This is a genomic window from Burkholderia sp. WP9, from assembly GCF_900104795.1.
Taxonomy (GTDB): Bacteria; Pseudomonadota; Gammaproteobacteria; order Burkholderiales; family Burkholderiaceae; genus Paraburkholderia.
Map to the genome: position 1 here is coordinate 3194727 of NZ_FNTG01000002.1, position 23668 is coordinate 3218394.

Annotated in this window: 17 protein-coding genes; 12 read left to right on the forward strand and 5 right to left on the reverse strand. The window is 63.4% G+C overall.

The genetic code is table 11. The annotated features are described in order from the left end of the window. Positions 1–43 precede the first annotated feature (43 nt). On the reverse strand, positions 44–445 hold the full coding sequence (locus BLW71_RS35400) for a hypothetical protein (RefSeq protein ID WP_091807973.1): 402 nt from the start codon (positions 443–445) through the stop codon (positions 44–46). A gap of 432 nt (positions 446–877) precedes the next feature. Between BLW71_RS35400 and gltA the strand changes: the two genes are divergently transcribed. The 6 genes from gltA (at position 878) to BLW71_RS35430 (ending at position 8796) form a co-directional block, all read left to right on the forward strand. Next, positions 878–2176 (forward strand): citrate synthase, encoded by a 1299-nt coding sequence (gene gltA / locus BLW71_RS35405; RefSeq protein ID WP_091807975.1) that lies wholly within the window; start codon positions 878–880, stop codon positions 2174–2176. Between the two features lie 220 nt (positions 2177–2396). Further along, positions 2397–4670 (forward strand): amylo-alpha-1,6-glucosidase, encoded by a 2274-nt coding sequence (locus BLW71_RS35410; protein WP_091807977.1) that lies wholly within the window; start codon positions 2397–2399, stop codon positions 4668–4670. Between the two features lie 128 nt (positions 4671–4798). Further along, a complete protein-coding gene (locus BLW71_RS35415) occupies positions 4799–5653 on the forward strand; it encodes a MurR/RpiR family transcriptional regulator (protein ID WP_091807979.1) in 855 nt (284 codons plus the stop codon). A 123-nt stretch (positions 5654–5776) separates the two neighbouring features. Then, a complete protein-coding gene (locus tag BLW71_RS35420; RefSeq protein WP_091807981.1) occupies positions 5777–6844 on the forward strand; it encodes a C45 family autoproteolytic acyltransferase/hydrolase in 1068 nt (355 codons plus the stop codon). Positions 6845–6877: 33 nt separating this feature from the next. After that, a complete protein-coding gene (locus BLW71_RS35425; RefSeq protein ID WP_091807983.1) occupies positions 6878–8206 on the forward strand; it encodes an aspartate aminotransferase family protein in 1329 nt (442 codons plus the stop codon). 35 nt (positions 8207–8241) lie between these two features. Continuing rightward, positions 8242–8796, forward strand: coding sequence for a carboxymuconolactone decarboxylase family protein (locus tag BLW71_RS35430; protein WP_091809251.1), 555 nt, complete (start codon positions 8242–8244; stop codon positions 8794–8796). Positions 8797–8932: 136 nt separating this feature from the next. Here the strand turns inward: BLW71_RS35430 and BLW71_RS35435 are convergent, their stop codons facing one another. Continuing rightward, on the reverse strand, positions 8933–9238 hold the full coding sequence (locus tag BLW71_RS35435; protein ID WP_091807986.1) for a DUF4148 domain-containing protein: 306 nt from the start codon (positions 9236–9238) through the stop codon (positions 8933–8935). Positions 9239–9587: 349 nt separating this feature from the next. Here BLW71_RS35435 and BLW71_RS35440 point away from each other — a divergent pair, with 349 nt between their 5' ends. The 4 genes from BLW71_RS35440 to BLW71_RS35455 all read left to right on the forward strand — a co-directional run bounded on the left by BLW71_RS35440 (position 9588) and on the right by BLW71_RS35455 (position 13144). Then, positions 9588–10013 (forward strand): OsmC family protein, encoded by a 426-nt coding sequence (locus tag BLW71_RS35440; RefSeq protein WP_011492126.1) that lies wholly within the window; start codon positions 9588–9590, stop codon positions 10011–10013. 148 nt (positions 10014–10161) lie between these two features. Then, positions 10162–10812, forward strand: coding sequence for a TetR/AcrR family transcriptional regulator (locus BLW71_RS35445; RefSeq protein ID WP_091807988.1), 651 nt, complete (start codon positions 10162–10164; stop codon positions 10810–10812). 31 nt (positions 10813–10843) lie between these two features. Then, positions 10844–12379, forward strand: coding sequence for an MFS transporter (locus BLW71_RS35450; RefSeq protein ID WP_091807990.1), 1536 nt, complete (start codon positions 10844–10846; stop codon positions 12377–12379). 492 nt (positions 12380–12871) lie between these two features. Next, positions 12872–13144, forward strand: coding sequence for a YodC family protein (locus BLW71_RS35455; RefSeq protein ID WP_091807992.1), 273 nt, complete (start codon positions 12872–12874; stop codon positions 13142–13144). Positions 13145–13243: 99 nt separating this feature from the next. Here the strand turns inward: BLW71_RS35455 and BLW71_RS35460 are convergent, their stop codons facing one another. Beyond that, positions 13244–13552 carry a superinfection immunity protein gene (locus BLW71_RS35460; protein WP_091807994.1) on the reverse strand — a complete coding sequence of 103 codons (309 nt, stop codon included), beginning with the start codon at positions 13550–13552 and terminating at the stop codon, positions 13244–13246. Positions 13553–13769: 217 nt separating this feature from the next. On the opposite strand from BLW71_RS35460, the gene BLW71_RS35465 reads away from it, so the two are divergent. After that, positions 13770–15233, forward strand: a complete 1464-nt coding sequence (locus BLW71_RS35465) for a M20 family metallopeptidase (protein ID WP_091807996.1) — start codon at positions 13770–13772, stop codon at positions 15231–15233. A gap of 515 nt (positions 15234–15748) precedes the next feature. Continuing rightward, positions 15749–16636: a crotonase/enoyl-CoA hydratase family protein gene (locus tag BLW71_RS35470; RefSeq protein WP_091807999.1), complete on the forward strand. Its 888-nt coding sequence runs from the start codon at positions 15749–15751 to the stop codon at positions 16634–16636. 76 nt (positions 16637–16712) lie between these two features. On the opposite strand, the gene pdeR is transcribed toward BLW71_RS35470, so the two are convergent. Together pdeR and BLW71_RS35480 are read right to left on the reverse strand one after the other, a co-directional pair. Then, the gene (gene pdeR, locus BLW71_RS35475; RefSeq protein ID WP_091808001.1) at positions 16713–18716 is read right to left on the reverse strand and encodes a cyclic di-GMP phosphodiesterase; all 2004 of its coding nucleotides are present in this window, start codon (positions 18714–18716) and stop codon (positions 16713–16715) included. Positions 18717–18922: 206 nt separating this feature from the next. Continuing rightward, positions 18923–23548, reverse strand: a complete 4626-nt coding sequence (locus BLW71_RS35480) for a DEAD/DEAH box helicase (RefSeq protein WP_091808002.1) — start codon at positions 23546–23548, stop codon at positions 18923–18925. Positions 23549–23668: the final 120 nt, after the last annotated feature.

Consider the following 23668-nt stretch of genomic DNA (forward strand, 5'->3'; position numbering starts at 1 on the left):
CAGCGCACCGGCACGGCACCGGCAGCGATTCAAACGCCCGATATCACGGCTTGCGATGCGCGTCTTTGTCGAGCGCACGTTCCGCCGCTTCGCCGACGAGGCCGTGGTAGTACAGATGCACGCCGATCGCGAGCGAATCGTTGCGAATTTCGTGGAAGGCTTTCCACGCTTTCACGGGGTCCTTGAACAGCAGATAGTGCGCTTCCTCCGAGATCAGATCCGCGACTTCATGCAGACCGTGACCGTGCAACACGTTCACGAGCGTATCGAGGCTGCGGTGCGTGCGCGCGTCGGTACGCGGGTAGAGCATATGCAAGACCGCTACGTCTTGCGTTTTCAGCGCCGCGGACAATGCGACGACGATATCCTGGTGGTTCAGCGCGGTGACGATGTTTTCGTCGCTGTGCACATGATCCGGAAATAGCGTTTCGAGAGATGCGTTCATCGGGTCCTTCCTGTTCTTCTGGCTGATTAAAAAGGCCCGCCATGAAACGGCGGGCCAAAGACAGCGATGTGTTCGCAGGGGAAGCAAAACACGGATTCAGTATCGCAGATGCACCCATGCCTTCGCAGTCCGGCTGCCGCAAAACATTGTTGCAATAAGTGTTCCAGCTTTCATTTTACTGGCAGTCCGCAAGCGGGCGCGGCGCGTCGACGCGTGCGACGTTGGTGCGCGTTTCGCGGCAAATTGCAGCGCGTTCCACGGAAAAAAGGCAACGAATGTTGCGTCGGTCGAGATGGATTGTTGCAGTCAATCGTCGCAATTCGGAGCCCTGCGGACTTTAAAATGTGTGCCGGAGCCTGAGCATGCCGAGACGTTCAATGACGACCGGACATGCCGGCACGTGTGCGATGTGAAAGTAAAAGGAACATGTAGATGGACTCGAAGACACACGCAACGCTGAGCTTTTCCGACAGCGACAAGACTATTGATCTGCCGATTTATCAGGGCACGCTTGGACCGGATGTGATCGACATCCGCAAGCTGTACGGCCAGACCGGCAAGTTCACGTACGACCCGGGCTTCATGTCCACGGCGGCATGCAATTCCGCGATCACCTATATCGACGGCGATAAGGGCGAGTTGCTGTATCGCGGGTATCCGATCGACAACCTCGCGCAGAATGCCGACTTCCTCGAAACCTGCTACCTGCTGCTCAAGGGCGAACTGCCGAACGCGCAGCAGAAGGAAGAGTTCGTCAAAACGGTCACGCAGCACACCATGGTGCACGACCAGATGCACTTCTTCTTCCGTGGCTTCCGTCGCGACGCGCACCCGATGGCGATTCTGGTGGCCGCCGTCGGCGCGCTGTCGGCGTTCTATCACGACTCGCTCGACATCAATAACCCGGAGCACCGTGAAATTTCCGCGATCCGCATGATCGCGAAGCTGCCGACGCTGGTGGCCATGGCGTACAAGTACACCGTGGGCCAGCCGTTCGTTTATCCGAAGAACGATCTGTCGTACAGCGCGAATTTCATGCGCATGATGTTCGCCAATCCGGCCGAAGAGTACAAGGTCAACGACGTGCTGGTGCGCGCACTGGACCGTATCCTGATCCTGCACGCGGACCACGAGCAGAATGCATCGACCTCGACCGTGCGTCTGGCCGGTTCGTCGGGTGCGAATCCGTTCGCGTGTATCGCCGCCGGTATCGCGTGTCTATGGGGCCCGGCGCACGGTGGTGCAAACGAAGCCGCGCTGAACATGCTGGAAGAAATCGGCTCGGTCGACAACATTCCTGAGTTCATCAAGCAGGTGAAGGACAAGAACTCGGGCGTGAAGCTGATGGGCTTCGGTCACCGCGTCTACAAGAACTACGATCCGCGTGCGAAGCTGATGCGCGAAACCTGCCACGAAGTGCTGGAAGAGCTGGGCCTGCACGACGACCCGCTGTTCAAGCTGGCAATGGCGCTGGAAAAGATCGCACTGGAAGACGAATACTTCGTATCGCGCAAGCTGTACCCGAACGTCGACTTTTACTCGGGCATCGTGCAGCGCGCGCTGGGCATTCCGACGGCCATGTTCACGTGTATCTTCGCGATGGCACGTACGGTCGGCTGGATTGCGCAGTGGAACGAAATGATCGCCGATCCTGAACAGAAGATTGGCCGTCCGCGTCAGCTCTTCGTGGGCGAGACGAACCGCGAAGCCACGCCGCTGGCCAAGCGCTAAAGCGTCGCGGCGGCCGCCCGCCTGACGCTCGCGCGGCGCTCCCACGAGGAGCGCCGCGCCATTTCCTCTGCACGTCCTGTGCCACTGAAAAAACTGAAACTCCCATGTGATAAGTTCGTCTGACGCGGACAGACCCTCTACAATCGGAAGCGACCGGGCAGCGCCCGTGGCAACCGAATGTGACACTGAACGCAGAAGCGAACCCATAGGAGTGACACTGATGCAGCAGCCAGAAGCCCTCGGCGGTCTTTCGGGCGGAATCGACCACCGCGAGCCCGAGCCGGACGGCGTATTCATCCCCACGGAAAACCTCAACGTCGCGAGCGCGACCCAGCACGTGCTGAAGTCGGGCGACACCTTCATCGTCAACGATCCGCTCGGCGATATCACCGGCCATGACGACGGCCTGTTCGTCAACGACACCCGTGTTCTCTCGCAACTGCGCCTCACTTTCGGCGGACGCGCGCCGTCGCTGCTATCGGGCAGCGTCAGCAGCGACAACACCTCGTTCACCGCGCATCTGACCAACCGTCCGCTGCCGCCGCTCGGCGGCGACAGCACGCCCGAAGGCGTGATCCACGTCGAGCGCGTGCGCGTGCTGTCGGGCACCGTGCTCAACGAAGCCATCGAACTCACCAACTACGGCACGAGCGACGCCGTGGTGCCGCTCTCGATCTCGTTCGCCAGCGACTTCCGCGACATGTTCGAAGTGCGCGGCCTGAAGCGCGACAAGCAGGGCCGTGTCGAACCGGCGCGCGTCGAAAATCGCGAAGTGCTGCTCGGCTACGTGGGCCTCGACGACGTGGCGCGCAACGTGCAGATCGCCTTTTCGCCGGAGCCGGACAAACTTTTCGCCGACCGTGCGGACTACACCGTCAAGCTGCCGGCGCAGGCGTGCGTGTCGATTTATCTGTCGGTGGCGGTGCAGGTGGTCGCGCGCGCGGACAATCCGGGCGCGGGCGTCTCGCAGCCCACCCATGCGTTGAGCGAAGCGCACCTGTCGCAAATCGACGCGGAGCGTCCGCGCGTCGGCCGCGCTGCCGTGCGCGCCGCGCTCGTCGACGCGCACCTCGTCATGCGTGAGCGCCGCCGCGCCACCGCACGCGTGCGTTCGAGCAATCCGCTTTTCAATGCATGGATCGACCGCTCGCTCGCCGATCTCGGCCTGCTGACCACGGACCTCGTGACCGGCCCGTATCCGTACGCGGGCATTCCATGGTTCTCGACGCCGTTCGGCCGCGACGCGGTCATTACGTCGCTGCAGACGCTCTGGTTGCAGCCGCAGTTGGCTGCCGGCGTATTGCGTTTTCTGGCCGAACATCAGGCGCGTGAGAACTCGCCGTTTCGCGACGCCGCGCCCGGCAAGATCATGCATGAGATGCGCAAAGGCGAAATGGCCGCCACCGGTGAAGTGCCGTTCGCGCTCTACTACGGGGGCGTCGACACCACGCCGTTGTTCATCGTGCTGGCCGGCGCCTATGCTGCGCGCACCGGCGACGTCGCGTTGATCGACGAATTGTGGCCGGCGCTCGAGCGCGCGGCGCAGTGGGTCGCGGGCGTGTGCGACAAGAACCGTTACGGCCTGCTGGATTATCAGCGCGAGTCGGATGGCGGTCTGGCGAATCAAGGCTGGAAGGACAGCCACGATTCTGTCTTTCACGCCGACGGCCGTTTCCCCGACGGCCCGATCGCGCTCGTCGAGGTGCAGGCGTATGCGAGCGCCGCCTTCGACGTCATGGCGCGCTTCGCGAAGGCGCGCGGACTGCACGATGCGGCGGAGCGTTACGGCGAGCGGGCGAAGAAGATCCGTCAGTGCGTCGAAGAGAAGTACTGGATGGAAGAGGCCGGTTTCTACGGCATTGCGCTCGATGGCCACGGCGAACTGTGCCGTGTCATGGCCTCGAATGCCGGCCACCTGCTGGCCTTCGGGTTGCCGTCGCGGCAGCGCGGTGAATCGGTGGTGCGCGCGCTCGACTCCACGTTGTTCCACACCGGCTGGGGCGTGCGCACGCTGGCGGCGAGCCAGGCGCGCTTCAATCCCATGGCATATCACAACGGCTCGGTCTGGCCGCACGACAACGCGCTGTGCGCGCGCGGCCTGTCGCGCTACGGCGGCAAGGCGGCGGCGGTACGGCTGCTGCAGGCGCTGTTCCAGGCCGCGGTCAACTTCGACATGCGTTTGCCCGAGCTTTTCTGCGGCTTCCCACGGCGGCGCGGCGAGCCGCCCACCGCCTATCCGGTCGCCTGTCTGCCGCAAGCGTGGGCGGCGGGTTCGCCGTTCATGATGCTCGAAGCGTGTCTCGGTATCACCATCGACGCAGAGCGGCGCGAAGTGCTGATCGAACAGCCGATGCTGCCCGAAGGCATCGACTGGCTCGAAGTGAGCGACATGCGGGTAGGCGATGCTTCGGTGTCGATCACGTTCCGCCGGATTGGCGAGAAGGTGGTGGCGTCAGCGGAGCAGGGTGACGTGCGGGTGGTGGCGTTGCTTTGAGTGTGGGTTCGGCGTGGGTTCAGCGTGGGTTGGGCGTGAGTTGAGCGCCATCAACTCTCGTTGACCGCCATGTGCCGGGTGGTAACATTTGTTGTCATCCTCATCGACCGCTCGCCCGGTACATCCGCATGCCAGACAGTTTCGACCAGCTTGCCGCCCTGATCCGGGCGCGCTTCTCCGAACTGAGTCCGCAGTTCCAGATGGGAGCGGGTTTCCTGCTCGACCATCCCGACGAGGTCGCGGTCTCGTCCATGCGCAAAGTGGCCGAAAGGGCGCAGGTGCAACCGGCCTCACTGGTGCGTCTGTCGCAGCAACTCGGTTTCCCCGGCTGGAACGAACTGCGCAACCTGTTCGTCGCACGCGTGCGCACGCGGCCCGAACCGCTCACGAGCCGCGCGCGTTCGCTCGTCAAATCGAAAGACGCGCTGGCGGGCGACCTGCTGGTCGCGCAACAACACAACCTCGAAGTCACCGCCGCGCACAATGGCCGCGTGATCGTGGAAGCGGCGCGCCTGCTGCGGCGCGCGCCGCACGTGCATGTGGCCGGTTTCCGCTCGTGCTATGCGGTAGCGTTCGGTCTCGTCTACGGATACCGGCTGTTCCGTTCCTCGGTGTCCTTGCTCAACGGCGAGGCCGGCACGCTGGAAATGCAGTTGCGCACGGTCGAGCGTGATAGCGCGACCATCGTGATCAGTTTCGCGCCGTATTCGGTGGAAGCCGCGCGCGTCGCCGAAGCCGCGCTGGAAAAGGGCAGCAAGCTGATTGCCATTACCGATAGCGCGGTGTCGCCGATCGCGCTGAACGCCGACAAGGTGCTGATCTTCTCGCACGAAAGTCCTTCGTTTTTTCCTTCGCTGGTAGCGGCGACCGCCATCGCCGAATCGCTGGTCGCGCATCTGCTTGCGCTCGAGGGGGCCGGCGCGGTCGAGCAACTTGCCATCGCCGAGCAGTCGTTGCACGCGAAAGGCGCGTACGTGCCGTGACCATTTCCGTCTGAATCGAGTTGAGATTTTGCGCGCAGCAGAATCGCTCCATTCAGATCGGCGCCGATCTGTTTGACAACAATTGTTGTTTAGAAGTATAAATACGTACCGATTGTTGAATGGATGCGAGTGGTGGCGTCGACGCGGGGATTGGATCTTTTTCAGGTGAGCGGCGAGCCGTATGACATCGGCTACCGGTTGGGCGAACTCGCGCGCCCGGTGTTCGCCGACTACATGGATCAGAGTGGCGCATGGCAGGCAGTTCGGCGCTGGCGCGGCGCTCCGTTCGTGCAGGCACTGCGCGAAGCGGCGCGCGCCCAATTCCCGGCGTTGCTGGCGGAGTTGGAAGGTATGGCGGCCGGGCTCGGTTGGTCGGCGGAAGACGTGTTCCTCTGGAACTGCCGCGGCGAACTGATTCACAACGCGCCAGACGGTTGCACCACGTTGGCGGCGCGCGTTGGCGAGACGCGCTTCATTGCGCACAACGAAGACGGCGATCCGTTTCTGCGCGAGCGTTGCGCGCTGGTCGAGGTTCGTCCGGCCGGCAAGCCGGGCTTCGTGAGTTTCTACTACCCTGGATCGCTGCCGGGACACACCTTCGCCGTGAGCCGTGCCGGTGTCGTGCAGGCGATCAACAATCTTCGCATCCGCGTCCTCGTTGCCGGCGTGCCGCGAATGATTCTTGCGCGAGCGGTGCTCGATTCCACCTCGCTCGACGAAGCGCTCGACCTGCTGCGCGACACGCCGGCCGCGAGCGGCTTTCATCACACGCTCGGCTGCGCGGGAGATGCGCGCCTTGTGAGCGTCGAAGCCAGCGCGCGGCGCTGTTCCGTCCAGATAGTGCCGAGTCTTTATGGCCATGCAAACCACATGATTCATGCGGGTTGCGACGCCGAAGCGCAGATCGTGACGGATTCTTCGCGCGAACGTCAGCTGCGCGTGGATGCGTTGTTGCCTACGATCACGCGCCCGTTACAACCGGCCGCATTGCTCGACGTATTGCACGATCGCGCGCCCTTTGGCCTGCCGATCTATCGTGACGACCCGTGCGATCCCGATGGGGAAAACACGCTCGCCACCGCGCTCTTCGAAATCGGCAGTGCGGGTGTGTCGATGAAAGTTTTCCGGCAAGGGCAGTGCGCGTTCGACAGCTTCATCGCCCGCACGACGTGCGGACGGGCCGGCGCTTAACCGGCTGCCGCAACCAACAGGAAACCGAAAACCATGTCCACCGTGTTTCATCGTTCTCCGAAGCAGTCGCTGCCGGTCGCCGTCGCGGGCGTGGGGATCGAGATCATCGATTCCACGGGCAAGCGCTATATCGACGCATCCGGCGGCGCCGCCGTGTCGTGTCTCGGTCACAGCAACCAGCGCGTGATCGATGCGATCAAGCGGCAGTCGCAGCAATTGCCGTATGCGCACACGTCGTTCTTCACCACCGAGCCTGCTGAAGCGCTCGCCGACCGCCTGGTGGCAAGCGCGCCGCAAGGGCTCGAACATGTGTACTTCGTGTCGGGCGGTTCGGAGGCGATCGAGGCTGCGCTGAAACTCGCGCGTCAGTATTTCGTGGAGAGGGGTGAACCGCAGCGGCGCCATTTCATCGCGCGTCGGCAGAGCTATCACGGCAATACGTTGGGCGCACTGGCGATCGGCGGCAATGCTTGGCGCCGTGAGCCGTTCCTGCCGATTCTGATCGAAGCGCATCACGTGAGTCCGTGTTACGCATATCGCGAGCAACGCGCCGACGAAACCGAGGAGGCCTTCGCGCAACGTCTCGCGGACGAACTCGAGCAGAAGATTCTGGCGTTGGGCGCAGACACGGTCGCCGCCTTCGTCGCGGAAACGGTAGTTGGCGCGACGGCCGGCGCCGTGCCACCGGTGCGCGAATATTTCCGCAAGATTCGCGCGGTGTGCGATCGCTACGGCGTGCTGCTGATTCTCGACGAGATCATGTCCGGCATGGGCCGCACCGGTTATCTGTACGCCTGTGAAGAAGACGGCGTGGCGCCCGACATTCTAACCATCGCCAAAGGGCTCGGCGCGGGCTATCAGCCGATCGGCGCGACGCTCGTGAGCGACCGGATTTACCAGACGATCGTCGGCGGCTCGGGATTCTTTCAGCATGGCCATACCTACATCGGTCATGCCACCGCTTGCGCCGCCGCGCTCGAAGTGCAACGTGTGATCGAGGAGGACAAGCTGCTGCCCAACGTGCTGGCGCGCGGCGAGCAGTTGCGCGGCCGGCTGCGCGAGCACTACGCGCAGCATCCGCATATCGGCGACGTGCGCGGACGAGGGCTGTTTGTCGGCGTGGAACTGGTCAAGGACCGCGCCAGCAAAACGCCGTTCGACGCCGGCCTGAAGCTGCACGCGGCAATCCGGCGCGAAGCCTTTGCGCGCGGTCTGATGGTGTATCCGATGGGCGGCACGGTCGACGGCAAGATCGGCGATCATGTGCTGCTGGCGCCGCCGTTTATCTGCACCGCGCGCGACATCGACGAAATCGTCAGCCGCCTCGCCGATGCCATTAGCGGCGCGCTGGCCGCTGTCTGAGACCTTCGACACCACCACGACTTGCGAGAACGATGATGACCGAGCGTTTGCCTCACTTCGACCCGTCCGATGCCACGCCCGAACAGAAAGCGGTGCTCGATGAAATTCTGTCGGGCCCGCGCGGCAATCTGAACGGACCGTTTCTTGGCTGGATTCATAGCCCGGAGCTGGCCCAGCAGGCTCAGCGTCTGGGCGCGTTCTGCCGCTACCGGACCGGTTTGCCGTTGCGCCTCTCGGAGCTGGCGATTCTGGTGACCGCAGCGCGCTGGCAAGCGCAGGCGGAGTGGTACATCCACTATCCGATCGCGCTGGAGGCGGGCGTGTCCGCAACGGACGCCGAGGCGATTCGCGAGAGCCGGCGCCCGGATTTCGCCCAGCCCGACGACGCGTTGATTCACGACTTCGCGAGCGAACTGTACGACACGAAGCGCGTTTGCGACGCGACCTATGCGAAGGCGGTCGAGCGTTTCGGGCATCAGGTGGTGATCAACCTGGTGGGCCTGCTCGGCTACTACGCATTGGTGGCGATGACGCTCAACGTGTTCGGCATGCGCGCGGTGGGGCAGGAGAGTTTGCCGTTCGCCGAGTAGGCCCGGGAGAGGTCTGCGCAAAGCAAAGCGCCCCGCTTGCAAACTTTGCAACCGGGGCGCTTCTTGACTGCAACCACGCTTGTCACCTGCCACACCCTGACACCACCGCCAGCGGCTGCACCGCGCGGCTTACCGCTTACTGGCCGCGATACGTCGCGAACAGACCTTGCTGCAAGGAATCACGCGTGCCCGCATCCGACGACACCGCCTTCACGCCGCCGACGTCGTGCGAACCTCGCGCAACCGTAGCCACTGCCGTACCGCTTTGCGGCACGGTCTTCGGATAGTTGACGTCGTTCTGATTCAGGAGGCCCGCTTTTTGCTCCGTCACCAGTTCAGCGCGCACTTGTGCGCGGGTCAGACCATCCGCCTGCTGGGCGAAGGAAACAGCCGGAACGACGAGCGCGGATGCGATGACCACTGCGGAAATAAGCGATTTCATGATGACCTCCAAGATTCGATTGTTGATGAGATCGGTTGAATGCCGTGCGCCGATCCGTTGAAACCAGTCTAATTCTTGCAAGGTCGGTGAAAAAGCGGCCCCCGGAAGAAATATTGTTACGATTTTTGAAATAGTTGGTGGGCGGCTTCCGTTTTGAGCCATTGCCGGCATCGTCACGACACTGGCACACGGAAGCGCCTATGATGAGGTTCGGTCCCGCCCGCGCCTGCAGCGCCGCGCGGCACTCGCGACCGATGCCGAAACCGCAGAACATCCGGGCGGGACCCGTGCGGCGGGCATCAGATTCGGTCGTGGAGCGCGCGAAGCAGGGCACAAACAGGAGAGAGCGATGAAGCGCAAGGCATCAGCAGTCTGGCAAGGCGGCCTGCAAGACGGCAAGGGCTCGATTTCCACCGATAGCGGCGTCCTCAAGGAGACCCAATACTCGTTTTCGACCCGTTTCGCGGACGGCATCGGCACGAATCCGGAGGAACTGATTGCGGCTGCGCATGCGGGATGTTTCTCGATGGCGCTGTCCGCTGAACTGGGCAAGGCCGGCATCACGCCTGAGCGCATCGGCACCACGGCAACCGTTACGCTCGACAAGGACGGCGGCGGTTTCGCGATCACCGCGGTTCATCTGGATGTGGCCGTGAAAATCCCCGGCGGCGATAAAGCCGCCTTTGAGAAGGCAACGGCCGACGCCAAAGCCGGTTGTCCGGTGTCCAAAGTCCTGAACGCCACGATCACGATGGACGCGAAACTCGAAACCTGAGGTCGCGCCTTTCCCCACCCGTTCAAGCGATGAAGCCGGCGCTCGGGTCAAACCCGGCGCCGGCTTTTTGTTTGTACCGGCGCTGGCTCGTACGCACCTACGGAAACTCGTCTTGCTTTCTTGAACGGTTGGTCATAATATCCGTTGCATGAAGCTAACTGGCGATCCGAAAAAATCCGCAAAGCAGTCCGCGAAAAAAGCGGGCGAGGTCTGTCCTCGGGGCCGGCCGCGCGAGTTCGACACGGACACGGTCCTCGCGAGCGCGAGTCAGGTGTTCTGGAATCACGGCTACCACGCCACCTCGATCGACGATCTGTGCAAGGCCACCGGCCTGTTGCGCGGCAGTCTGTACGGCGTGTTCGGCGACAAGCACGGCATCATGCTGGCCGCGCTGGATCACTACGCGGAAGGTTCGGTCGCGCGACTCGCCGAGCGGCTCAACGCGCCGGTGCCGCCGGAAGAGGCGCTGCGCAACGCCTTGCTGCACTACGCGCGGGTCGCGTGCGCGCTGACCGGCGAGCGCAGCTGCTTCATCACCAACACCACGCTGGAAATGCAGCCGGGCGACGAGGAGTTGCGCGTGCGCGTCGCCGCGATTCAGCGCCGCATGGCGACGCTGCTGGCGGCGTCGGTGATTCGCGGTCAGGCGAGCGGCGCATTCAACTCCACGCTGGACGAAAAAGCCGTCGGCGATTTCCTGCTCTGCGTGATGCAAGGTCTGCGCGTGCTCGGGCGGGTCGCTCATCAGGAAGACGCGCTGACAGGCATAGTGGACGTCGCCATGCGCGCGCTCGTCTAAATTTTTTTACCTATTTTTTGAACGTTAAGTCATGAATAGCGAAGCCATCAAGTCCGCTCCTGCGGCATTGGCCGGATCCGGCGGTACGGCAGCCGCTGCGGTGACCTGTCCGGGCACCGTGGCCGCGAGCGTGGCGGCATCGGCCGGGAAGGCAGAGCCGCGTTTCGAACGGCAGGGGCTGGCGCTTGCCGTGCTGTTCGTCGGCGCCTTCCTCGCGCCGCTCGATTATTTCATCGTCAATCTCGCGTTGCCCTCGATTCGCACCGGCCTGAACGCGAGCGACGCGCAATTGCAGCTCGTCGTCTCCGCCTACGCGTCGGCGTACGCGGTGCTGTTGATCACGGGCGGGCGGCTCGGCGACCTGTTCGGCCGCCGCCGCATGTTCATGACCGGCATGGCTGCGTTCGTGGTCGCTTCGGCGTTGTGCGGCTTCGCGACCAGCGGGCATATGCTGGTGATTTCGCGGATCGTCCAAGGCGTCGCCGCCGCCGTGATGGCGCCGCAAGTGCTCGCGACCATTCGCGCGGTCGTGCCGCTGCATCAGCAGACCAAGGTGATGAGCCTGTACGGTTTCGTGTTCGGGCTGTCGTCGATCGTCGGCCAGTTGGGTGGCGGCGCGTTGATCACGTATCACCCGTTCGGACTCGACTGGCGCATCATCTTTCTGATCAACATCCCGATCGGCATCGCGGCGTTTATCGGCACCTGGAAGTTCGTGCCGGAGAACCAGCCGGCCACGCGCACCGGCATCGACGTGAAGGGCGTAGCGCTGCTCTCCGCCGTGCTGCTGCTGATCATTTACCCGATGACGCACGGCCGCGAAGCGGGCTGGCCGGCGTGGACCTTCGTGATGTTCGCGCTTGCCGTGCCCGCCTTCGCGCTCTTCGTGGTGGCAGAGCGGCGCGTCGAGCGCGGCGGTGGCCATCCGTTGGTGGATCTGCAGTTGTTCCGTAACCGGGCCTTTGCGCTAGGGCTCGTGCTCGCGTTCCTGTTCTACTGCAACAGCGCGTTCTTCCTGACCTACGGGATTTTCCTGCAAACCGGTTTGCACTGGACGCCGCTCGCGTCGGGCATCGCGATCATGCCGTTTGCGATCGGTTTCGTGGTCGGGCCGCTGACTTCGCCGGCCGTGGTCAAACGCATTGGCGGCCATGTGCTGACTCTCGGTTTTTCGATGATGACGCTCGGCTTCACGGTCACGGGTTGGTCCGCCACCCAGTCGGCCACGCCGGATCTGCTGTTCTATTGCGGGCTGGTGTGCGCGGGTGTCGGTCATGGCTTGTTGCTGCCGTCGATCATGCGGATCGTGTTGCTGGAAGTCGTGCCGGAGAAAGCCGGACTGGCTTCGGGCGTGGTCTCGTCGACGTTGCAGATCGGCTCGGCGTTCGGGACGGCGGCCATCAGCGGCGCGTTCTTCGGCGCGCTCGGCGGCCGCGCGGCGCCGGGTGCCTATGCGCATGCGTTCCAGATCAGCCTGGCGATCAACGCGTTGCTGATGTGTGCGTGCATCGGATTGAGCGTGTTGTTGGTGCGGCATCAGCAGCTCGCACTGCGGCGAGTAGCGTAGCGGATTTGAAAATCCGCCGGCTGAAACCGTTTTCAACAGAGGCTGCCAGAATTTATTAGGTAATTTTTTAATCAACGACGATTTTAAGCATCCCGCATTTACCGGTAACTGAGTCGTTCACAGGTAATTCCGTTTGCGCTGGATCAGAATAAACCCTGAATATTCCTGGCCACTGCATTAGATATGACAAAAGGTCCGGGCATTTTCTGCTGCCCGCGCCGTTACGCGGCAGTAACAGTTGCGATCGTGCAGTGCCGCATCTACGGGCGGCCAGGCGGTGCATTGAAGGGTTTTCCCGGTTTTACCCAAGGGCGAACCGTAGTGGAAGCCATTCCACTCCCGATGAAAACGGTATCAATAAAAAGCGCTTGCAGTGATTAATTTCGATTGTTAATCTTGGCAAACTTTTTAGAGTTTTACTTCAGCAGGCCTAATGTCGAGAAATCCGGCGCAACGATTTAATGTCGCTCAACGGTTCCGTAGGGGGTAAATATGCTAACCGCCACCATTGACGCATTCCAGACTCCGCCAGCCGCCCAGTTCAATGTCGGCGACGTCGTCACGTTGAAGGAAGGGGGCTCGCGCATGACGGTGACATACGCAGGGCCAGTAGCGCTCAATCCGGGCAACTGGCTGATCTGCGAGTGGTTCGACGAACACGGCGAACTGCGCCGGGAGATGTTTGCACCCGCGAGCGTGCGTGCAGAGCCGCGCTCCATTCCCGCCGGCTCCGTTCTGTGGAGCCGCGTGGGCCGCGCCGCCTGACGCGCTGTCTGATGCGCCGCCTGACGCGTTGTCCAATCACGCGACCGGGTCGGCCGAAGCTTCGGCCGACCTTTCCCACCTTGCCCAGCCTCGCCTGATCTAGTTCTCAGAGCGGTCCCGCATGCTGCGCCGTTGCACGCGCACCAGCAGCGCGGACGAAAAAGCTCGCATCCTCACGAGTTTGCGCGTCTCCACCACTTCGCCTGCGATGTTCTTCGGCGGGTTCGGTTGCAATGACCAATACAGCGCAAGCAGCCAGCCGAACACAGTCCAGCCGAGGCACGCATTGAAGAGCGCCAGCGTCAGCACGTCGTGGCGCTTGCGCCGGTCCGCCAGCACGGCAGGCAAAAAGTAGAGCGCCAACGCCAGCACCGCGGCGATGGTCTGGACGACGAGATTGCCACTCATGGACAGCCTCCCCACATGCGACGTATGCCCGATTGTCGCGCGATTGCATGGTTCGCGTAAGGCCGCGACAATCGCCTTGCTTCACGCGTAAAAGAGCCGGCGTGAGCGACGCCTGTAGCCATGCACCGGGCGCGATGCGCGGCGAGGGGTTCAGCCGATCCCGCATCAGGACTATCATGATCGTTTCGACTGAACAGACCTGCCACGGACCGCCATCATGATCTCCGACGACACGACCCAACAAACTCAACGCATCAACCCGGACACGCTACGTGAATTCGTGGACCGCAAGTGGAACGACGAGATCGTGCCCGCATTGACGGACTACATCGCGGTGCCGGCCAAGAGTCCGGCGTTCGATCCCGACTGGGTCAAGCACGGCTATCTGGAGCGCGTGATCACCGACGCCGCGCAATGGGCCGAACAGCAGGCCGTGCGCGGCCTGAAGCTCGAAGTGATCCGCTTGGCCGGCCGCACGCCGGTGATTTTCTTCGAAACGCCGGCCACCCGTTCCGGCAGTGAAGAAACCATCGTGCTGTATGGCCACCTCGACAAGCAGCCCGAGTTCGACGGCTGGCGCAACGACCTCGGACCGTGGACACCCAAACTCGAGAACGACAAGCTCTACGGCCGCGGCGGCGCCGACGACGGCTATGCGATCTACGCAAGCATCACCGCGCTCGCGGCGCTGGACGCGCAAGGCGTCGAGCGTCCGCGCTGCGTCGGTCTCATTGAAACCTGCGAGGAGTCCGGTAGCTACGATCTGTTGCCGTATGTGGACGCGTTGCGCGAGCGGCTCGGCAAGGTCGGGCTCGTGGTGTGTCTGGATTCGGGCGCGGGCAATTACGATCAGCTGTGGCTCACCACGTCGTTGCGCGGACTGGTTGCCGGCGATCTCGAAGTACAGGTGCTCGACGAAGGGATTCACTCGGGCGGTTATGGCGGGATCGCGCCGTCGAGCTTCCGCATCATGCGGCAACTGTTCGACCGTCTGGAAGACTCCGCTAACGGCACGCTGCTGCCGAAGGGCTTTCATGTCGAGATTCCGGCGGACCGTCTGCGTGAGGCGGAAGCCACCGCGCAGATTCTCGGCGACGACGTCTGGAAGAAGCTGCCGTGGGCGTGCGGTCAGGACGGCCGTCAGGTGCTCCCCACCACAACCAATCCGCAAGAGGCCTTGCTCAATTCGACATGGCGTCCGTCGCTATCCGTGACCGGCGCGGCGGGCCTGCCCGCGCTTGCCGATGCCGGCAACGTGCTGCGTCCGCGCACGGCATTCAAGCTGTCGTTGCGCCTGCCGCCGCTGATCGAGGCAGAGAAGGCGGTCGCCGAACTGAAGGCGCTGCTCGAACTCGATCCGCCCTACAACGCCAAGGTGACCTTCAAGCCGGACGCAGGCGCGGCGAGCGGCTGGAGCGCACCCGATCTCGCCCCGTGGCTTGCCACGGCGCTCAACGACGCGTCGCGCCAGCACTACGGCGCCGATGTCGCCTACATGGGGCAGGGCGGCACCATTCCGCTCATGAACGTGCTGAAGGCGGGCTTCCCGAAGTCGCAGTTCATGGTGTGCGGCGTGCTCGGACCAAAGTCGAACGCGCACGGACCGAATGAATTCCTGCACGTGCCTTATGGCAAGAAGCTCACGGCCGCGGTCGCCGAGGTCATTGCAGCCGCGCCTTGAGCATTGCCAGGCATCGCGCCTGGGTAAGACCCGCGCCATCATCAACCGGATGTGAGCGCAAGAAGACGGCCGCCGGTCCGCGCATCCACGATAGATACTTCGTGGATTGCGCGGGGCTCGCGGCCGCATGCGTTTAAATATGCGAAACAGATACTCAGTCTGTTAGCGCACAAACCAAAAAAACACGCATTCGCCAGTCATATTTTCGATTGCATTTTCTAATCGAAGACTATTTCTTTTTCTTTCCGCTCCGGCAAGAAATTCAATCCCTGACTGTAGGTAAATTGACAGCCGGCGTGCGCCTATTTGTGGGTCATTTTCGCCCATCATCGGTGCGCAAGCGTTTGCGTTCACGGAACCCGCCACCCAACCCTCACCCTCCCGCAGAGCACCGTCTGGCGGGGCTTTGCTCGCGGCTTGCATTCATCTGTTGGTTACCCCGCTCCCATCCGATTCCGGTCTGCTTTAGGCTCGCATTGCAATACCAGTGTTTAACCTTAAAAGGACCGTTCAAAATGAATCTCCATAACCACCACGCCTGCCGTCCGTTCCTCGAGGCCGGCAATCTTTCGCAAATTTCCGCTTACTACGAAGAAGGCCGCAACATCATGTGGATGATGTTGCGGGCGCAGCCGCGTCCCTGTTTCAATCTCGACCTGGTGCATGACATTCTGGAACTCGCGCAGGCGGCACGGGACTCGGGATTGCCGATCGACTTCTGGGTCACCGGCTCGTTGATTCCGACCATGTACAACGTCGGCGGCGATCTGGACTTCTTCGCGGACGCGATCCGCACCGGCAAGCGTCAGGCACTGATGGCGTATGCGCGGGCGTGTGTCGATTGCGTGCATGCGGCGTCGCGGGGGTTCGACACGGGCGCGATTTCGATTGCGATGGTGGAGGGCACGGCACTCGGTGGGGGCTTCGAGGCCGCGCTCGCGCATCATTTCCTGCTCGCGCAGACCGACGCGCGCATGGGCTTCCCGGAGATCGCGTTCAATCTGTTCCCGGGCATGGGCGGCTACTCACTGGTGGCGCGCAAAGTCGGCATGCGGCTCGCGGAGGAACTGATCGGCGTCGGAGAATCGCATACGGCAGAATGGCATTACGGCAAAGGTCTGGTCGATCAACTGTTCGAGCCGGGCGAAGCCTATATGGCGACCCGTACCTTCATCGACACGCTCAAGCCCAAAATGAACGGCATCCGGGCAATGCTGCGGGCTCGCCAGCGCGTGCTGCAACTCTCGCGCGCCGAATTGATGGAAATCACGGAGGATTGGGTGGAAGCGGCCTTCACGATCGAAGAGAAGGATCTGGCCTTCATGGAACGGCTGGTGATGCTGCAGAACCGGCGGACCTCGAACCTGCGCCAGACGGCGGTCAGTACGGCCAATTTCGCCTGAAAGAGCCTGGGGCCAAACACGATAAGCCGCAGGGGGGCGGCTCCCCCAGGGAAGTTCCCATGGGGCGCACGGAGGCTCAGGCGATCAGTCTGAGCTTCTGTCTATCCTGCAACCAGCGTTCGAATTCAGGCGCCGGCATGGCCTGGCCGTACAGGAAGCCCTGCACGTAGTCGACGCCCAAGCCCTTCATGAACAATTCTTCCGACTCGGTCTCGATCCCTTCGGCGACCACCTTGAAATTCAGCTCCTGCGCGACGACCACCATGGAGCGCACCAGCGCTTGCGCCTTGGTGTCGGCGTTGATCGAACGCACGAAGCTGCGGTCGAGCTTGATGACGTCGAGCGGAATACGGCCGAGCTGCGACAGCGACGAATAGCCCGTGCCGAAATCGTCCAGATGAACCTGCGCGCCGAGTTGGCGGAACTGCTTGATCAGGTCGATCGCAGCCGTTTCGTCTTCGATCAGGCAGCTTTCGGTCAGTTCGAGATCGATCAGGCAGGGGTCGAGATTCGCGTTCTGCAGCGCCTCCGTGAAATGGCGGACCACCGCCGTATCGACGAGTTGCCGCGCCGACACGTTGATCGCGATACGCAGGTTGTAGCCGTCGGCTTTCCATTTGGCGGCCTGTTTCGCGGCCGTTTCCATGACCCAGCGGCCGAGCACGCCGATCAAGCCGGACTCTTCCGCATAACGGATGAACTCGGCCGGCATGATCTGCCCACGCTCGGGAGAATTCCAGCGCACCAGCGCTTCGGCGCCCTGGACCACGCCGGTGGTGAGCGACAGTTTCGGCTGGTAATGCAGAGTCAGTTGGCCCTCTTCGAGACCGCGCCGCAAGTTGGTGTCGAGCCACATATACTCGGCGACCTTGCGGTTCATTTCCGGTGAGAACACGCGGTGCGTGCGTTTGCCTTCGTCTTTGGCGACGTACATGGCGGTGTCGGCGGAACGGATCAGCGATTCGAGGCTGTCGCCGTGTTCCGGATACAACGCGATGCCGATCGAGCAGCCCGTGTAGACCTCCACGAGCCCGAGGCTGAACGGCGTGCGCATGCGTTCGAGCACGCGCTGCGCGGTGGCTTCGAGTTCGCGCGCCTTGCCCTTGGCCGCGAGCACGATGAATTCGTCGCCACCCAGGCGCGCAAGCGTATCGCCTTCGTTCAGGCAGAGGCCGATGGCGGTCGATACGTCGCGAATCAGACGGTCGCCGAACACGTGGCCGTAGTGATCGTTGACCTTCTTGAAGTTGTCGAGGTCGAGAAACAGCACGCCGACTTCTTCGCCCGGCGCGGCGTCTTCAATGGCGGTGCGGATTTTGTCCTGGATCGCGTTGCGGTTCGCGAGGCCGGTGAGCGAGTCGGTATTCGCCAGTTCGGTGAGGCGTTCCTGCGCGAGCCGTTCCTCGGTGATGTCGGTGCCCGAGCAGATCAGGAATTGTTCTTCGACGCCGCTGCCGCTGTGAACGAACTTGTTGCGGAACAGGAAGAGCCGTTCGCCATGCACCGTTTTGACGCGCCGCTCGACTTCGTACGACACGCCGCGATTGAAGAAGCCCGCAATGTTCTGACTGGAGGCCGCGCCGTCTTCGGTGGACATGAACAGCGCCCACACGTTGCGGCCAATGATGTTTTCCTCCTTGACGCCCGTGAGCTCCTCCGCGAGCCGGTTGAAGCGTTGTATCCGGCCGTGCCGGTCGACGATCACGACGACCGAATTCACTTCGGACACGACCTGCTCGGCGAACGAGAGGCCGTGGACCAGATCGCGCGCGACGGACTCGGTGTCGTCATAAGCGGAGGCGGTGCCGGCCCAGGAGTTACTGGTGAGCTTCTTGCCGACCAGATGCAGGCGCAACGGCTCGCCGAACAGCCGAACGTCGAGGACGAGATGCGAGGTCACGCCGGTCAGGCAACGGATTTGCGAGGCCTGCTGAGGATTCAGAGGAATGGCGACATTGGCAGGCACATCTCCGGTGACGGGCGTGAGTTCGAGCGCGTTGCTGTCGTTCGACAGACGCCAGCATGGGCTGCTTGTGCCGAACTGGGCAAAAAGCACCTGGTCGTGTTGGTCGTCGTTCATGAGATCCCCGGGCGGTGTGTGCCGTTGGCCGTCTTGAAGGCGGAGTCGGCAAACAGTCTTCATCATACTTAAGACTGTCCCCATTGTAGCGAAGCGGCTGGCGTTCGGGCTTAGAAAGATTAACGGTTGGTAAACCTGCTGTCTTTAGGGTTGATTTACGCTGAATTAGTCGTGAAATTGTGACCGCCGATACGCGCGCCCAGCGGTCAAAAACGCCGCGCGAGCCATGCACGAGCCTGTTCCCTCTCGGAGGGAACCGTTTCCAGCAAGGGATCGAACCAGAAAGCCCCTGCCACCAGCGTGGCTACCACGACACCGTCGCGATACAGAATCCGGTTGCCCGCTACCGCGGGGACGCGTTCGCCAACAAGCAAAGTGCCCGCGAGATTCAAGGGGTCCGTGCCTGCGACGCACACAAAAGCACTATCGTTCGCATGCCGTCGCACTTCTCGCAGTACCGGAATCGCTTCAGGCAGGGCAAATTGTTCGCCCGCGAGCCCATTCACAAAACGCCCGCCGCGAATCACACCACGCGCTTCGAGCCGCTGGAACACGCGCAAAAGATCTCGCCATGGCGGCAGCCAATCCGCCTCGCGTTCGAGCAGTCGCCAGAACACCACGCCGTAACGTCGCAATAGCGTCATTGCGACATGCTCCAGGACTTCCGGCGGCAATTGCCGGCGACGCTGCTCCGGCGCGGTCGCGGACGCCACAGCAGCGGTGGGACGGGTAACGAGTGCCCAGCGGCCCGCGTCGTCCATACCGCCGATCAGCGCGCTCGAGCGCGCGCGCCGGTTGCTGGAAAACGCATTGCGTTTGGCCACCGGCTTGAGCAGTGCACGCAGGCCCGCGAAACTGTCTGAATTCACGAGACCCGCGGCCACCAGTTCGCCCAGTGCGCTCTCCAGTTCCATACGCAATACGCGAACCTCCGCCAGCAGTTCGTCGAAGAACATCGCGCCGTGTTGCACGAGCGCGTCGTACACGCTTTGCGCGCGGGCCGATAACTCCGGTTGCTTCGACGGATCGAGCAACGCGCTCCACACGCGCACTTGCACGCGTGGCAGCAACACGATGGGCGTGCTGCGGACCGGCCCGGCGGCGCCGCGTGCGCGCTCCGTCAGTCGGGTCCAGACTATCTTGCCGGCGCGGCATAGTTCGTCGAGCGAAGTATTCGCATACGCCTTCACGCGTGCGGGCAGAATGTCTTCCTCCCAGGCGCCCGCCGCCGCCTGGAAGCCTTCGAGTTGGTCGAGCACAGCCGCGAGGGCGTCGCGTCCTTCGCTGCGCGTGTCCGGCGTCAAGTGTTGCCACTCGAACAGAAAGCGCATGAAGTCGTGCCGTTCCACCGGCTCGATTTCACGGCGCAGGCGCTTCACCGTGTAACGGTGTATGCGCGCAAGGAGGTGACGTTCGCACCATTCTTCTTCGCCCGCTTGCGGCGTGAAGCGCCCGCGCATCACGTAGCCTTCGGCTTCGAGGCGCATCAGGCTCTGCTCGACCGATGCCGCCGGCAAGTGCAGCGCCCCGGCAATCGCGCTGACCGGCAGCGGCCCGAAGCCCGTCAGACGCGCGCGGAGCACGTCGAGCAGGGCGTCCTCGGCGCTCCAGCTCTCGCTATAGCCTTTCGGCGCGGCGAGCAGGGGCGCAAAGCTGGCGCCCGGATAGAGCGACTCGAAACAGGTGAGGCGCTCGACCGGCAGCCACACAGCGTCGCCGTCGGCTATCCGCAACCGGGTGGCGCGGCCGGATTCGGCCAGCGCCGCGAGCCACGCCGGCCAGCCATCGTGACGACGCGCTTCGGCCTCGGTGATGCAGGCGAGGCCCGTCAACGCCTCATGCATCTCGTCGGCATTGCGTGCCTGCGGCCATGCTTCGTCGCGCACGCTTTCGATAGCGCCCGCATCCAGCGCGCCGAGATCGTCGGCACTCGACGGGTCCCTCCAGCGGCGGCTCAGCACGGCTTGCGTGCGGCGTTCCTCGATGGGTGCGTCGTCGAGGTACGCGTAGGGCTTTGCATTGAGGATTTCGGCCGCGAGCGGCGAGGGCGCTGGCAAGTCGCGCGCAACCAGTCGCATGTCGCCCTGTTCGATACGGCGCAGCAGCGCGAGCCAGCGTTCGCTGTCCATTGCTTCGTGCAGACAGTCGTCGACGGTTTGGTCCACTAACGGATGACTCGGCAGTTCGCGTTCACCCACTACGTTCTCCAGACACGCGGCCTGCTCGGGGAACACGTTCGCCAGTAAATCTTCGCTGCGCATGCGTTGCAATTGCGGCGCGGTTTTGCGCCCGCCGGTGTAACGCGGCAAGCCGAGCGCGGTGGTCGCGTTCCAGCGCCAGCGCACGCCGAACAGCGGCGCGTCGAGCAGCGCCTGAATCAGCAGATGCTCCGCGCTGTTCGAATGCAGATAGCGCCACACGTCGTCGAGCACGAAGGAATGACTGCCGGTCAGCGAGAGGACGATCGCGTCTTCGGTGGCGGCGGCTTGCAGTTCGAAGTTGAAGGTCCGGCAAAACCGCTTGCGCAGCGCGAGACCCCACGCGCGGTTCACGCGGCTGCCGAACGGTGCGTGGATCACGAGTTGGGTGCCGCCGGATTCGTCGAAAAAACGCTCCATGACCAGCGTGTTCTGCGTGGGCAGCACGCAGAGCGCGGCGCGCGCGCGGGCGAGATAGTCGACGATCTGGCGTGCGGCGGGTTCGTCGAGACCGAGGTTGTGGATGAGCCAGTCGGTCGCGTGGTCGAGGCGGGCGGGTAGCGTTGCGGCTTCGACTTCGGCTTCGGCTTCGACCTCGGCTTCGACCTCGGCTTCGGCTTCGGCTTCGGCTACAACCTCGGCTTCGGCTTCAACCTCGGCTTCGGCTTCAACCTCGGCCATGCCCTCATTCGCGGCGAGGGCCGGCATCACCGGATCCTCCCCTTCGAGAAGACGCCCGATCTGCTCGCGCAAACGCGCGACGCCGAACGACAGTTCGTCGCTGCGCCCCGGCGCTTCGCCGAGCCAGAAAGGAATATTCGGCGGCTGTCCCTGCGCGTCCTCGACCCGCACGCGCCCGCTTTCGATCCGCAGAATCCGGTATGACGCGTTGCCGAGCTGAAACACGTCGCCGGCCAGGCTTTCGACGGCGAAATCCTCGTTCACGGTGCCGATATTGATCGCCTGCGGTTCGAGCACCACGGCATAGTCGGCATTCTCGGGAATCGTGCCGCCCGAAGTGACGGCGACGAGCTTGCCGCCGCGCCGGCCGCGCAGCGTGCCGCTCACCACGTCGCGATGGATGTACGCGCCGCGCGGACCATTGCGGCTCGTATAGCCTTCCACGAGCATGCGCAGCACGGCGTCGTACTGTTCACGCGTCAGATCCGCGTACGGTGCGGCGCGCCGCATCATGTCGAACAGCGCGTCTTCGTTCCATTCGGCGCTCGACACTTCCGCGACGATCTGCTGGGCGAGCACGTCGAGCGGCGCGCGCGGAATACGGAGCGCGTCGAGTTCGCCGCGCCGCACGCAATCGAGCAGCGCGGCGCATTCGATCAGATCGTCGCGCGACGCCGGAAAAAGCCGGCCTTTGGGCATCCCGCCGACATGATGACCCGAGCGTCCGACGCGTTGCAGGAACGGTGCGATCGCGCGCGGCGAACCCATCTGGCAGACCAGATCGACATCGCCGATATCGATGCCGAGCTCCAGCGAAGCGGTGGCGATCAGCACGCGCAGTTCGCCGCGTTTCAGGCGCTGTTCGGCGTCGAACCGATGTTCCTTGGCAAGGCTGCCGTGGTGCGCGGCGACCACGTCCTTGCCGAGCCGCTCGGTCAGATGACGCGCGGCGCGCTCGGCCATGCGCCGCGTGTTGACGAAGATCAGCGTGGTGCGGTGCATCGCCACCAGTTCGGCGAGACGGTCGTAGACGCGCTCCCACACTTCGTTGGGCATCACCGCTTCGAGCGGCACCGGCGGGATCTCGAGCGCGAGGTCGCGCGCCCGGACATGACCCACGTCGACGATCGCGCAATCGGCGGGAATGCCGCTGTCGATATTCCCGCCGCCCACCAGAAAGCGCGCGACCGCGCTTACCGGCTTTTGCGTCGCTGACAGCCCGATGCGGGGCAATCGCCGCCTGCACAGCGCGTCGAGGCGCTCCAGGCTGAGCGAAAGATGGCTGCCGCGCTTGCCGCCGGCAAGCGCGTGAATTTCATCGACGATCACCGTGCGCACGGTTGCGAGCATGCGGCGTCCCGAATCCGAACCGAGCAGCACGTAAAGCGATTCAGGCGTGGTGACGAGGATATGCGGCGCGCGTTTTTTCAACGCGTTGCGTTCCTGCTGCGTGGTGTCGCCGGTGCGCACGGCGGTACGAATGTCCAGCGCCGGCAGTCCGCGCGCTTCGAGTTCCGCGGCGATGCCTTGCAACGGCAATTGCAGATTGAGGCGGATGTCGTTGGATAGCGCCTTGAGCGGCGAAACGTACACCACCAGCGTTTCGTCGGGAAGTACGCCGCCGTTGGCGAGCCCCTGCTGGACAAGATCGTCGAGCGCGGACAGGAAGGCGGTGAGAGTCTTGCCCGAACCGGTCGGCGCGGCCACCAGCGTTGAGCGGCCACGGCGAATCTGCGGCCACGCAGCGGCCTGGGCTTCGGTCGGGGCGGGAAAGCGCTTGAGGAACCAGCTCGCGACCGCGGGATGGAAATCGGCCAGCGCATCGGCCGTCGAACGCTCCACGGCGGGCGTCGCGATGGAACCCGATGCGGTGCCGGGAGCCGCATCCAGGGCAGCGGCAGAGGTGGTGGTGGCCGAGGTCATGCTGGCATAGATGGGGGCGAGGCGTGCCATATCCAGAGGGCGGCGGGAGCGCGCCGCGTGTGTGGATCAGCAGCCAGTCTGGCAGGTTTGCGCGAGTTTTGCCCAACCCTGTTTGCCGGCCACGCAGGTTGCCGCTAAAGCGCTGGTACG

What these genes read in the sequence shown, in the direction of transcription:
- BLW71_RS35450 (WP_091807990.1), top strand. Translation starts at nt 10,844, where the DNA reads ATGAATAGCGAAGCCATCAAGTCCGCTCCTGCGGCATTGGCCGGATCC.
- BLW71_RS35400 (WP_091807973.1), bottom strand. Translation starts at nt 445, where the DNA reads ATGAACGCATCTCTCGAAACGCTATTTCCGGATCATGTGCACAGCGAC.
- BLW71_RS35445 (WP_091807988.1), top strand. Translation starts at nt 10,162, where the DNA reads ATGAAGCTAACTGGCGATCCGAAAAAATCCGCAAAGCAGTCCGCGAAA.
- BLW71_RS35415 (WP_091807979.1), top strand. Translation starts at nt 4,799, where the DNA reads ATGCCAGACAGTTTCGACCAGCTTGCCGCCCTGATCCGGGCGCGCTTC.
- BLW71_RS35410 (WP_091807977.1), top strand. Translation starts at nt 2,397, where the DNA reads ATGCAGCAGCCAGAAGCCCTCGGCGGTCTTTCGGGCGGAATCGACCAC.
- BLW71_RS35430 (WP_091809251.1), top strand. Translation starts at nt 8,242, where the DNA reads ATGACCGAGCGTTTGCCTCACTTCGACCCGTCCGATGCCACGCCCGAA.
- BLW71_RS35470 (WP_091807999.1), top strand. Translation starts at nt 15,749, where the DNA reads ATGAATCTCCATAACCACCACGCCTGCCGTCCGTTCCTCGAGGCCGGC.
- BLW71_RS35420 (WP_091807981.1), top strand. Translation starts at nt 5,777, where the DNA reads ATGCGAGTGGTGGCGTCGACGCGGGGATTGGATCTTTTTCAGGTGAGC.
- BLW71_RS35455 (WP_091807992.1), top strand. Translation starts at nt 12,872, where the DNA reads ATGCTAACCGCCACCATTGACGCATTCCAGACTCCGCCAGCCGCCCAG.
- pdeR (WP_091808001.1), bottom strand. Translation starts at nt 18,716, where the DNA reads ATGAACGACGACCAACACGACCAGGTGCTTTTTGCCCAGTTCGGCACA.
- BLW71_RS35440 (WP_011492126.1), top strand. Translation starts at nt 9,588, where the DNA reads ATGAAGCGCAAGGCATCAGCAGTCTGGCAAGGCGGCCTGCAAGACGGC.
- gltA (WP_091807975.1), top strand. Translation starts at nt 878, where the DNA reads ATGGACTCGAAGACACACGCAACGCTGAGCTTTTCCGACAGCGACAAG.
- BLW71_RS35465 (WP_091807996.1), top strand. Translation starts at nt 13,770, where the DNA reads ATGATCTCCGACGACACGACCCAACAAACTCAACGCATCAACCCGGAC.
- BLW71_RS35425 (WP_091807983.1), top strand. Translation starts at nt 6,878, where the DNA reads ATGTCCACCGTGTTTCATCGTTCTCCGAAGCAGTCGCTGCCGGTCGCC.
- BLW71_RS35480 (WP_091808002.1), bottom strand. Translation starts at nt 23,548, where the DNA reads ATGGCACGCCTCGCCCCCATCTATGCCAGCATGACCTCGGCCACCACC.
- BLW71_RS35435 (WP_091807986.1), bottom strand. Translation starts at nt 9,238, where the DNA reads ATGAAATCGCTTATTTCCGCAGTGGTCATCGCATCCGCGCTCGTCGTT.
- BLW71_RS35460 (WP_091807994.1), bottom strand. Translation starts at nt 13,552, where the DNA reads ATGAGTGGCAATCTCGTCGTCCAGACCATCGCCGCGGTGCTGGCGTTG.